Raw genomic sequence first — 12,170 nt, 5'->3', positions numbered from 1 at the left:
ATTATTGGAATGCTTATATGAGGAGGAGAATATGGAAAGAACATTTTCGCCTTCAGAGATATTAGAGTATTGTTCAAAAAAGTGGTTTGATAATCCAGCTGGTATTTCTGCATTGGATTTGGCACAGCATTTCCAAATTACAAATGAAGCTGCCATGCGCATATTTGAGTCACTCAATGAACTAGAATATGGTACATTGAATAGAAATGTGAAATTGTACTCGGCTCATTTTAATCCAAAGAATGTTTCGAAATCTCTGAATTTTAAGGAAGAAATAACGCATATATTTTTCCCTTCTTCAAAGGTGTTGGCTACATATTATGAAAAGCTAGGTTTAGTGCGGCAAAATATTCCAGAATACGAAAAACGCTTAAAGTTGGGAGCGGGGCAAGTTAATCAGGCGTATTTTGAGGAAGAAGTTCTTCGCAAATATTTCAATCATCCTGAAAAATACGAAGTTGAAGACTCTGAGTCTGGGGGATCAGTTCTTTCTCGTGGAGAAGAAATTCCATACATTTGGGTCCGCTATTCCAAGAGAAAGTTAGTGAATGGCAATATTGTCGTAGGGGCTATTTACAAAGATCTTGCAGCCATGTCTGATACGGACCAAAAATATTGGGCGTCATATGAAGTTAAAGAAGCGAAATTCGTTGAATATGAAAAAGATGAAGCATACCAGCGCTTTGTTAAAAATCAATTTTATGGCGAGTTTGCTGATTATGTAGACCCCATAGCCGATATTTCTTGTTTTTTGAGAAAAATAAATGAAATTGCAGGAATAACGATTTTTAGGCAAACCAGGAATAGTTTGGTTAAGCCTCCAGTAGAAAATACATTTGAGTCTTTTTGTGATTCGTGTTCAGAATTGGATAAACTGTTTGCTAATGGTAATATTGATGGGAAAAACTTAAAGAACTGGATTTTACAAAAAGGGTGGGGCACGGAATCGGATTTCATTTGCCCTGATAAAAAGCATCCAGAAATAACGTCTCGGCAAATGATGAAATTGCTTGAATGTAAAGTGTGCGGAACAACTGCTTTATCGGATTTGATGAAAGAGTGTTCCGACTACCGTCAGCAAAAAGCTCATTGCGTCGATGTTTCCTCAGAAACGACATCTTCGTATTCACAAAAGTTTTATGATTTGTGCAAGAGAATTTGTGAAGCGGGTGAAACTTTAGAATCAAAGATAAAAGAAACTAGCGGGGCTCAGAAAAATGGATGAATTCGAACGGCTCATAAATGAAGGCAATTTGGCCTATAAAAAAGACGACTACAACAAAGCCGTCATTTGCTATGAAGATGCTCTCAAACTTGTAACAGATGGCAATAAGTCCAAGTTCAAATCCATTCTCCCAATGATGGGGCGATGTTATAGGCAGATTGGCAATCCGTCAAGCGTTATAGACTTGGCAAGCGAAGTAAAACAAAAATTTGGAAGAGAATTTATTACATCTGTGTTCTTGACCACTGTAGCAGCTGCTTACGCCGATATGAGAGAATATGGGAAGGCTCGTATTTGCGTCAACGAAGCGATTCGACTTGAAAATGGCAAAATTTCAGGTCCATTGCAGGCTGTTATAGATAGATTAGAAAAATAAATACTTTTTTGTTACAAATTAAAATTATGTATAAAATAATGTATATTGTCAGCTGACAATATGTGTTTTGCATATTGAATGGTGACAACAAAGGAAAAAAATGTACGATTTGTCTTATAGCTATAAACAGGGTAAAGATAGTGTTAATCTTTTTTACAATTTGTTGAAAGAGATTGACTTAGAACCGCCTGTAGACAGCCCTTTAGAAAAGGCTTTTTTAGATTCGTGGACTATTGTTGAAAAATTTGAAAAAGGTGAGTCGGTATCGTTAGATGTAGATGCCTATGAAAAATATTCAAATTTTTGTGGTCTAAACGATTATATTAGTTGGATTGAGCGTGCTGGAGGTGTAGAAATACTGAAAAAATCAAATTTAATAAGCCATGTTAAATTACTTAGAGACGCCCTTGTTTCTCCTGCTTTTGTTGCAAATGATGATCATTCAAGAAAAATGTTGGAACTTATAATTGCGTTAAACTTGTTGCGCTTCGTTGATGAAATTGATGTTGATGATTGTGAACATTCTAATTCTGACACGCAAATTCCGGATATTTGTTTCCGATTGGGCGAAAAATGGTATGCAATAGAGTGCAAAACGCCTTCAACCCAAGATAAAGAAGGACTTTGGGGGAATATTCAAAAAGCATCTTTGCAGATAAATGCATATAAAAAACATCCTATTGAATTTGGAATACCGATACTTAGTCCTAGAAATACAATGCTGACACAGGGGTTGTATAACCAAATTCCTTATGCAAATTATCAATTGCCTTTAGAGGAGTTTTCGGACAGGTTAAATAATATGTTAAAACCTCTGCGTGAAAAACAGTTTGTTGATATTCTCAATCAGGATGAGCATAAAAAAACAACGAAAGGATTTGGCATATTTGAAAATGTGATTACAAAGGTTCATTGGGGGGTAAATCTATTTGCTGTGACAAATTTAAAGGTTTGTGATTTTTATCCTTTAGGTGATAGCAATCCTTATGCCGATATGACCTATAAAATTATTCGAGAATTGAATCACCAAATACAGCGTCAGAATGATTTCCTTTATGACTGGAAAACGCTGTAACTCCCCAATCCTTCTCCAAAATTTTCTGGAAGCAGTATCTTCTGCTTGAAAAGGACTTCATCGAAACGGATGAGTTCGTGACGATTAGCAAAGCTAACAGCGATACGTTCTCTAGTCGTTACACCTATCTGTTCTTGAACATCTGTAGTGAAATTGATTCCATTGCTGAAGAATATTGCAAGGTCGTGAAGGCTCCTTCGAAGGTCAAGAACATCTTGCAAAAAATGACTGTCATTGTGAATGTCGACCCGAAGATTAAAGATCAAAGGGTATCTACGAAATATCCATACGAGATTATCAATTTTGTCCCGTTTGCCGGTTTTGACAGTGAGTCGGCTGCTGGCTGGTGGCAAGATTACAACCTGGTCAAGCATTTCCGTGCGGATGTTCCGGAAAAGGGTATCCCGAACTATCAGCGAGCGCACTTGAAAAATGTGATGAACGCCCTCGCCGCTCTCTACATCCTTTGCCAGAATCTCTACAAACTCCTTGGCGAATCTGACCTGCAACTCGAACCGTCAAGGCTGTTTGAATAACGGAACGGTAATTGCACTGCAAAAATTGAGTGATAGGTTAAATGATAGGATAACGATAGGATTAATGATAGGATAAACACGCTTGATTGTAAAATTTCCTTACACCCCTTGCCAACTTTGGCATATATGCTACATTTCAGCTGCGGTTCCTAATAGTGTAGGCTCCGAAAGGCATTTGATGATTATCAAATGTTTTTCTTTTTTTTCAAAGGAGTCACTATGTCTAAAGAGAAAACCACTTCGTCAAAGAGCAACGCGAACCTCAACGCCGACTTCATAACGGATTTGAAGAGCATCGTTTCTACGGCGCGGAATATGAGTTTTCGTGCGGCAAATTTGATGCAAGTTGCCTGCAATTGGCTACTGGGTTGGCGAATTGTGGAACAGGAACAGCAGGGAAAGGCGAGGGCTAATTACGGGAAGCATGTTATTAAAACGGCGTCCGAAAATTTAACTGCTGAATTCGGAAAGGGTTTCTCAGTCGCATCGTTAAAGAGTTATAGGAAATTTTATCTCAATTTTCAAGATCTTCGGGTATTTCATGCCCTGTCTGTAGAATTTAAGAAGGCAATTGCTGCAAAAGGGCAGGCATTGCCTGCCCTTTTTGAAAGTGAGGAAATAAGGCAGGCTCTGCCTGCCCAATTGTCGTGGAGCCATTACGAATGCCTTATGCGTGTAGCTGATCTCGAAGCACGAATGTGGTATATGCAAGAGTCCGCTTCGCAACAATGGGATTATCGCACCCTAAAGCGGAATATTGCGTCTCAATATTACTATCGGTTAATGCAAACGCCCAAGGCCCAAAAGCCTGTTGTTGTCAAGGAAATGAAAAAGCTAACAGCCGATTATCAGAAGGAACGTTCGGAATTTATCAAGAATCCTTTGATTGCAGAATTTCTTGGAGTAAATCAGGGTGCCGCGGTGACTGAGTCGACTTTGGAAAATTCTATCCTGAATCACTTGCAAAATTTTCTGATGGAAATGGGGAAAGGCTATGCTTTCGTTGGTCGTCAGCAACATATCCATACCGAAGATGACGACTATTATATCGACTTGGTGTTTTACAATTATATGCTGAAATGTTTTGTGCTGATAGACTTGAAAACAAGAAAAATATCGTATGAAGATGTTGGGCAAATGGACATGTATCTCAAGCTCTACGACACTTACAAAAAGACAGAAGGAGATAACCCGACAATTGGCATAATCCTCTGTTCCGACACAAATGCCGATGTCGCCCGTTTTTCAACTCTTGCAACAAATAAGCGTATGTATGCCGCGAAATATCTGACCTACATTCCGTCTAAGGAAATTCTTGCCCGCGAAATTGAAATGCAAAAGGAACTGTTTATTGAACAACATGGAAACGTAAAAAAGGAACGAAAGCAAAGGGTTAAGAATGAGTTTCCGAGGAAATCTCGGTAACTCAGAAGGTTTTGCTCAAATTATTGTATAAAATGCCCTATTTTGCCCCAAAAACGCCATTTTGCCTATTGCACAGAAAAATAATGAATTTATTTTTACGGCATGGCGTTCAAGGAAGCCGACTTAGAGAAAGTGTTTATTGACCTCTTGGTTCAGGAGGGCTGCAAGTATGTGCCCGGCGAGGCGATTGACCGCGGCGAGGGCGAGGTCTTGATTGAGCAGGACCTGCGCGACTACTTGCGCCGTCGCTACGATTCCGAGGGCATTACCGAGAACGAAATCCGTTCGGTTGTTTTGCAGTTGCGGAATCTTTCGGCGAGTGCGCTTTACGAGAGCAACAAGAAGTTCTGCTCCTGGCTATCGGACGGCTTTATGCTCAAGCGCGAGAACCCGAAGGACAAGGACATCCTCATCGAGCTTGCAGATTTTAGGCCGCTGGGTGAACAGAGAAAGTCGGGTTTCGGTGTCGATGATGATGAAGAGGCGATGCCGCTGGCGGCCGATGTGGCGGCGAAATACTGCGCCGACTGCAATATCGTCAAAATTGTAAACCAGTTTGAAATTGTCGGCTCCGAAAAGCGGATTCCCGATGCAATCCTTTTTGTGAATGGGCTCCCGCTTGTGGTATTCGAGTTCAAGAGCGCCGTGCGCGAAGAGGCGACGGTTTTCAACGCCTACGAGCAGTTGACGGTTCGGTACCGCCGCGATATCCCGCAGCTGTTTGTCTATAACGCCTTCTGCGTGATTAGCGATGGCGTGAACAACCGGGCGGGCAGTTTCTTTGCCAAGTACGATTATTTTTATGCGTGGCGACGCGTGGAATTTGGCGACAAGCGAATCGAGGCCGAGGGCATCGAGAGCCTTTACTCCATGATTCAGGGGATGTTCAATCGCAAACGCCTGTTGGATATTTTCAAGAACTTCCAGTATTTCCCGGACAGCAGCAAAAAGGAGCAGAAGGTTCTGTGCCGTTATCCGCAATATTATGCGGCGAGGTCTTTGTACGAAAACATTTGCAAGGCCCGCAAGCCTTATGGCGACGGCAGGGGCGGCACGTATTTTGGTGCGACGGGTTGCGGCAAGAGCTTTACGATGCTTTTTTTGACGCGGTTGCTCATGAAGTCGCTAGAATTCAAGACGCCGACGATTGTGCTGATTACCGACCGCACCGATTTGGATGACCAGCTTTCGGGATTGTTTACGGCGTCCAAGAAGTATATCGGTGACGAACGCGTCGAAAGTGTGGAGAGCCGTGCCGACCTGCGCGAAAAGTTGCAGGGCCGCAAGAGCGGAGGCGTATTCCTCACGACCATTCAGAAGTTCAGCGAAGATATCGAACTGCTGACCGACCGCGATAATGTTGTCTGCATTTCGGACGAAGCGCACCGCACGCAGACAAACCTGGACCAGAAAATTACGGTGACCGATAAGGGCGTCAAGACGAGTTTCGGCTTTGCGCGCTACTTGCACAATTCTTTGCCCAATGCGACATACGTGGGCTTTACGGGCACGCCGATTGACGCGACGCTAGATGTGTTTGGCCCCGAGGTCGATATTTACACCATGACCGAATCGGTGAAGGACGGCATTACGGTACCCATCGTTTACGAAGGCCGTGCCGCCAAGGTGGTGCTGAACAATTCTGTTCTCGAAGAAATCGAGAAGTATTACGAAGAAGCTGCGGAAACAGGTGCCAACGAATACCAGACTGACCAAAGCAAGCAAGATGTGGCCCAGATGGGCGTGATTCTCGGCGACCCCGACCGATTGAAAGCTGTGGCGAAGGATTTTGTGGCGCATTACGAAGCCCGCGTTCAGGAAAAATCAACCGTTCGCGGCAAGGCGATGTTCGTTTGCTATAGCCGCCAGATTGCGTATGCGCTGTACAAGAACATCTTGGAGCTGCGCCCGGAATGGGGCGTGGCGAAAATCTGCGACGATGCGGAATTTGCGGGCGAGGCGATCGAACTTACCGACAAGGAAAAGCGGGAACTGAAACCGGTTGAAAAAATCAAGATGGTCATGACCCGCAGCAAGGACGACGAGAAGGAACTTTACGATTTGCTTGGCGACAAGGATGCCCGCAAGGAACTGGACCGTCTTTTCAAACAGGAACGCTCCAACTTCAAGGTTGCGATTGTCGTGGATATGTGGCTCACGGGTTTTGACGTTCCGTGCCTCGACGCCATTTATATCGACAAGCCAATACAGCAGCATTCTCTGATTCAGACGATTTCCCGCGTGAACAGGACGTTTGAAGGCAAGGACAAGGGAATCGTTGTTGATTACATCGGCATCAAGCGCAAGATGAACCTGGCGTTAAAGCAGTACGGTGCCGGTTCTGAGCAGAATGTAGAAGACATTACCGCCGCGATTACGGAATTCCGCAATCATCTGGATTTGCTCGACAAACTGATGTACAAATTCGATGCGTCGGCGTATTTCAAGAGCACAGGCGACGGTGCAGAACTGAAGAAACTGGAATGCCTCAAGCAGGCGCAGGAATTCGTGCAAACCACGAAGGAAAAGGAAGCCCACTTTATGGGCCTCGCGAAACGCCTGAAGGCCGCATACGACATTTGTGTCGGCAACGAGGGAATTACGCAGGCTGAGCGCGACCGTGCGCATTTCTATTTCGCGATTCGCTCCATTTTGCATAAACTCACCAAGGGCAATGCCCCCGATACCGCGCAGATGAACGCCTGCGTCCGCGAGATGATTGCATCGGCACTCCAGAGCGAAGGCGTGGAAGACGTTCTGCAGTTGAGCGATGCCGAAGCCGATCAGGCAAAACAGAACATCTTTGACGACGAATACCTGCAGCACATCAACCGCATCAAGCTGCCGAATACGAAAATCAAATTGTTGCAAATGCTCCTGCAAAAAGCCATCGGACAAATCCGCAAGGTGAACAAAGTCAAGGGCGTCAACTTCACGCAGAAAATGCAACAACTCGTGGAGCAGTACAACGACCGCACCGAACAAGACATCTTGAAAAGCGAAGTCTATGAAGAAATGGCCGAAACCTTGACCGACATGATTGTCCAAGTCCGCAAGGCGTTTACCGAAGGCGAAGAAAATGGCCTCAGCTTCGAAGAAACCGCATTCTATGATATTCTAAAATCGCTCTGCGTCAAGTACCACTTTACCTATCCCGAAGACAAACTAATTGCACTCTCGAAACGCGTCAAGATTCTTGTTGACGAACAAGCCGCATACCCCGACTGGGACAAACGCGACGACATTAAATCCGCATTGAAAGTGGACCTGATAATCCTTCTCGATGAATTCGGCTACCCGCCCGTAGAACGCGATGAAGTCTATGGGGAAATATTTGAACAAGCCGAGAATTTTAAGAAGAATTTGTAAGAAAAAGAATTTAGAATTGAAATAAGGGTTGATTATGTCAGAAAAATTTACTTGGATTCCATTTTATGAGGAAATGGCCCAGAAGTTGATGGAGTATAAAGACCAGGTTGATGAAAATGGTAATCATTCAATCCTAGTAGAAAAAATCAAGTCTCTTAATTCGGAATGGATAGATTTCTTGCGCGCCAAAGCGGTCAATGGAGATTTTGCTGATATTGACCCTTTTACGGTTTTTGCCATATTCAACCGATCTTCCGGAATGGAACGCCGTTGTGCAATTCTAAAATCTTTTAAAGAATTGTTTGGTGTATTAGCAGAGATTCCGCAGGACTTTGATGGAATCCCGTTAGCCAATGCTCAAAAATCGTGTTTTTATTACGAACATGAAAAGCTCGAAACAATCCCCTTACTGTGGAAGCTTTTTGATGCTTTCATGAATGGAAATACTACAGAGTTGGCACATTCTTTTGATGAGGCACAAAAGAAGAAAGGCATCAGATGGAATTTGACGATGGCGTTCTTTTGGATGAAGCCGAATGAATATGTTCCTCTGGATACCAGAAGTAGATCTTACCTGAAGAAACATGGCATGGATATTTTTAGTGCAAGAAAACTTGCTGGTGAAAGATATCTACAACTTATTAATGATGTAAAGAATAAAATTGATGAAAGTTTCCCGTCTATTTCTAGACATGCTTTTGAAATGAATGACAAGCTAGAAGTAAATGGGTTAATGGTTCAGGATAACAGCGAGCCTTGGCAAGATGAATTGATTGATGCCATGGATGGTGATGTAAAACCTGGTGTTTTTTGGTGGCATGAATTACCTGTAGGGCAAAATTCTACCATTAAGTTGCTTAGAGAAAAAATTGATGAAGATGACTCTTTTGGTTTTTACATCTTTCAAGAAAAGAAAGCTGTTTATAAAGCCGTTGTTACCGATTTTGTGTGTTCTGAAGATGAATATGCTGCTAAAAAAGCGGAATGGCGAAAAAATGATACCCAATGGTTGCAAGAATCATTTTCTGATTTTCAAGATAATGACGGGAAAAGAAAGGCAAGAATACTGTTCTATATAGAGGAATTTGAAAAACTAGAAGAGCCTATCCCTATGGATAGATTTGTGACATCAAAAGAGTATAAAAAACCTCACATTGCAAACCTTGTTCCGTTCAAGTCTATTATTGAAGAGGTAAAGCAACCTATGGAATCTCAAGATACAAATAAAGAGCTTATTGATCTCTTAGAAAACAAAAGGAATATCATCCTTCAGGGTGCTCCTGGCACGGGAAAGACTTACAACACAGCCGCTTTGGCTTTGTCAATCATAGAACCGAGTTTTTCTATTTCTGATCATAAAGCGGTGATGGAGGAGTACAAAAAGCATTTGATTAAAATAGATGATGATGGACGTATATGCAATGATGGACAGATAGGTTTTGTTACATTCCATCAATCGCTGGATTACGAAGATTTTGTTGAAGGAATTAAACCTGAATGCGGTGATGATTCCGACGACAATAATATTTCTTACCGTGTTCAACCGGGTATTTTTAAGGCGATATGTCAAAAAGCAAGTGAACAGAAGACAACGAATTTTGAAGACGCTTACGAAAATTTAACGAAACGTCTTCTATCAGAAGGTTGTGTTGGCGATGAAAAATATTTAACGCTTGAAACAAGCGGAAGGCAAAGTAAGTTTGGAATTTCTTTAAACAAAAAGGGAAATTTAAAACTTTGGACAGGGAAAAAAGAAAACGAATATAAGTCTCAAGGTGTTTTGACCCGTGAGAATATATTAAGGGCTATTTCTGGCGAGAAAGTTTTTGAAGGGTGGGAAGGATACAGCCAAAGCGTAATCACCTATCTCAAAGATGAATGCGGTCTTAATATAACGCAAAATAGTGGAACAAAGAGCTACATTCTTATCATCGACGAAATCAACCGTGGTAATGTCTCCAAGATTTTTGGTGAATTGATTTCTTTGCTGGAAGCTGACAAACGTGCTGGCGGAGACCATCCTCTTACTGTAACGCTCCCGTATTCTAAGAAACCCTTCTCTGTTCCGTCCAACCTCTACATCATCGGCACGATGAATACTACTGACCGCAGCGTCGGTTCTATTGACTATGCCGTGCGACGTAGGTTTGCCTTCTACACATTAAAAGCCGATGAAAGTGCAATTGAAAATTACTATAAAGGGAAAGACGAATCGTTAAAGAATAAGGCCATTGAACTTTTTGGGAAAGTTAGGGATTTCTTGAGCAACAGGGATAATCGTTCCAACGATATGGAATTTGATGATTTGATGGTTGGTCATAGCTACTTTATGGCGGAATCCCTTAATGAGCTGGAATTGAAATGGAAGTACGAAGTGATTCCTCTTCTCAAGGAATATCAAAAGGACGGGCTTCTTAGGCACTCTGCAAAAATTGATGATATTTTGAAATAAGAATGGTCGATAAACACAAAATTCTTGCGACTCGGGAACACGAAAAAATACAATTCCCTGATAATTTTCCCAATAATTGTATTGAGGAGTTTAAGGGCATATTGGGCAAAGCGTCTGAATCAAAAAATGAGAAAGATCGTCTTAAATTTTTAGGAGTGGGTTCTGATTTTAAAGCGAGTTACTACATTGGTTGTGCATGGTTAATTCCGCCATCAGAAAATGAGAATGGCATCTCGATCCAAGTAGAGCCGAAGATAGAGAATGCTGACTTTATTCGGATGTTCGTAACGGCGTTAGAAGTTCGTTCTTCGAAAGAAGCTGAATATTTTTCTGATTACTACCATATAGATTTTGAATCCCCGGCGATACAGATTGAATCGGAACAAAATCTAATCACTCCTTTGCTCTTACTCCACTATATCACATTGCTGGAGCAACTTTCTAAAAATGGTTTGCGTAAGAATTATGTCCGCAGAGAAGAAAATCTACAGTCTAAAATCCGTGGAAAGATTCTTTTCGACCAACATCTAAAACAGAACGTATTCAATAAAAGGGAAGATAGGATTTTCTGTGGCTATCAAGAATATACTGTTGATACGCCCGAAAATAGATTGCTGAAAAAAGCTCTTGTTTATGCCAAGAATAACCTAGAAAGCTTTCCAAGCCTTAAGGTGGAAACGCTAGACAAGATTTATTCAAAACTCGCTCCAGTTGAGGGTGCTTTTGAAGGCGTATCGGAAGATGTATCTCTTGCACAGGTAGGCTTTGTCAAATCAAGTAAATTATATCGGCATTATGACGAGGCTATTAAAGTGGCCAAAATGATTCTTCAGGGCGTTGACTACGAAGTCCTTGAAGATAAGAAGAATCGCGGATATAAAGTACATCCGTTCTGCATTGATATGCCCCGCCTTTATGAAATGTATGTGTTGAGTCTGCTCCGCAAGGCGTATGGTGACCAGATTCAGTTCCAGGTGAAGGGATATCGAAAAACTCGGGTTGATTACATCAAGAAGTCCGAAAATGAAAAGTTAATCATTGATGCCAAATACAAGCCTCGTTATAGTGAAGGCAACCAAGGCATTCTTGACGATATTCAAGAAATCAGCAGATATGCACGAGATGAAAAAATATTGAAAGCTCTTGAATGGGAACCGAAAGTAGAAAATGCGAAAGGGAATTATTTCCCGAAATGCTTGATTATCTACCCTGATCCGAAAACAAAATTTGAACATGAAGAGGGCGAAGAAGATGACCAGGGAATGATTGAAATGAAGGATGATTTCCGGAAAGATGGAATATTGAGTGATTCCGAGCATGTTCGTAAAATCCCTGGGTTTAAGGATTTCTATAAAATAGCGATTCCATTGCCTAAAAAGTAATCTATGTTCTCTTTCATTCGCAAATTCTTTGAACGCCGCAAGGCCCTTGCCGCTGAACGTAATCGTTTATGTAACGATTTGTTGCAGCGTGTTTCTTGGGCTCTGTCAGATTATATTAATGCAAGCAAAACGAAGGAATCTCTTCAAAAATGGATTGACGATAAAAGCAAGTTACTTGTAGAAGTAAGTGATATCAGTGAATTTAAAAGGTCGTCTTACTACAAGCAATTAAAACAGCAGAGAAAAGTTTTTGAAGAGTTCTATGATCAGGCTCTAAATAAACTACCCTGCACTGAAAGTGCAGGGTTTTGTATGTCGTATGCGGATGGG

Annotated in this window: 9 protein-coding genes; all 9 read left to right on the top strand. The window is 41.9% G+C overall.

The window, feature by feature from the left end:
- Positions 1–31 precede the first annotated feature (31 nt).
- Positions 32–1,225, top strand: a complete 1,194-nt coding sequence (locus Q0P86_RS05535) for a hypothetical protein (protein WP_295037921.1) — start codon at positions 32–34, stop codon at positions 1,223–1,225.
- Entirely contained in the window at positions 1,218–1,601 is a 384-nt protein-coding gene (locus Q0P86_RS05530) for a tetratricopeptide repeat protein (protein ID WP_291022507.1), read from the top strand. The genes Q0P86_RS05535 and Q0P86_RS05530 overlap by 8 nt, the downstream gene beginning before the upstream one ends.
- A 100-nt stretch (positions 1,602–1,701) precedes the next feature.
- Complete coding sequence (locus Q0P86_RS05525; RefSeq protein ID WP_295037919.1) at positions 1,702–2,676, top strand: hypothetical protein; 975 nt, start codon at positions 1,702–1,704, stop codon at positions 2,674–2,676.
- 77 nt (positions 2,677–2,753) lie between these two features.
- On the top strand, positions 2,754–3,212 hold the full coding sequence (locus Q0P86_RS05520) for a hypothetical protein (RefSeq protein WP_295037917.1): 459 nt from the start codon (positions 2,754–2,756) through the stop codon (positions 3,210–3,212).
- A gap of 219 nt (positions 3,213–3,431) precedes the next feature.
- Positions 3,432–4,637: a PDDEXK nuclease domain-containing protein gene (locus tag Q0P86_RS05515; protein WP_295037915.1), complete on the top strand. Its 1,206-nt coding sequence runs from the start codon at positions 3,432–3,434 to the stop codon at positions 4,635–4,637.
- 102 nt (positions 4,638–4,739) lie between these two features.
- Positions 4,740–8,006 carry an HsdR family type I site-specific deoxyribonuclease gene (locus tag Q0P86_RS05510; RefSeq protein ID WP_295037914.1) on the top strand — a complete coding sequence of 1,089 codons (3,267 nt, stop codon included), beginning with the start codon at positions 4,740–4,742 and terminating at the stop codon, positions 8,004–8,006.
- Positions 8,007–8,040: 34 nt separating this feature from the next.
- Positions 8,041–10,458 carry an AAA family ATPase gene (locus Q0P86_RS05505; RefSeq protein WP_295037912.1) on the top strand — a complete coding sequence of 806 codons (2,418 nt, stop codon included), beginning with the start codon at positions 8,041–8,043 and terminating at the stop codon, positions 10,456–10,458.
- Positions 10,459–10,460: 2 nt separating this feature from the next.
- Positions 10,461–11,840 carry a hypothetical protein gene (locus Q0P86_RS05500; RefSeq protein ID WP_295037910.1) on the top strand — a complete coding sequence of 460 codons (1,380 nt, stop codon included), beginning with the start codon at positions 10,461–10,463 and terminating at the stop codon, positions 11,838–11,840.
- A 3-nt stretch (positions 11,841–11,843) separates the two neighbouring features.
- The coding region (locus tag Q0P86_RS05495) for a hypothetical protein (protein WP_295037908.1) at positions 11,844–12,170 on the top strand (327 nt) is incomplete at its 3' end.

Source organism: uncultured Fibrobacter sp., assembly GCF_946062555.1.
Taxonomy (GTDB): domain Bacteria; phylum Fibrobacterota; class Fibrobacteria; order Fibrobacterales; family Fibrobacteraceae; genus Fibrobacter.
This window is presented reverse-complemented; position numbering and strand designations above follow the sequence as displayed.

Coding starts and splice junctions, on each gene's coding strand:
- Q0P86_RS05510 (WP_295037914.1), top strand. CDS start 4,740: ATGGCGTTCAAGGAAGCCGACTTAGAGAAAGTGTTTATTGACCTCTTG.
- Q0P86_RS05535 (WP_295037921.1), top strand. CDS start 32: ATGGAAAGAACATTTTCGCCTTCAGAGATATTAGAGTATTGTTCAAAA.
- Q0P86_RS05515 (WP_295037915.1), top strand. CDS start 3,432: ATGTCTAAAGAGAAAACCACTTCGTCAAAGAGCAACGCGAACCTCAAC.
- Q0P86_RS05505 (WP_295037912.1), top strand. CDS start 8,041: ATGTCAGAAAAATTTACTTGGATTCCATTTTATGAGGAAATGGCCCAG.
- Q0P86_RS05500 (WP_295037910.1), top strand. CDS start 10,461: ATGGTCGATAAACACAAAATTCTTGCGACTCGGGAACACGAAAAAATA.
- Q0P86_RS05525 (WP_295037919.1), top strand. CDS start 1,702: ATGTACGATTTGTCTTATAGCTATAAACAGGGTAAAGATAGTGTTAAT.
- Q0P86_RS05530 (WP_291022507.1), top strand. CDS start 1,218: ATGGATGAATTCGAACGGCTCATAAATGAAGGCAATTTGGCCTATAAA.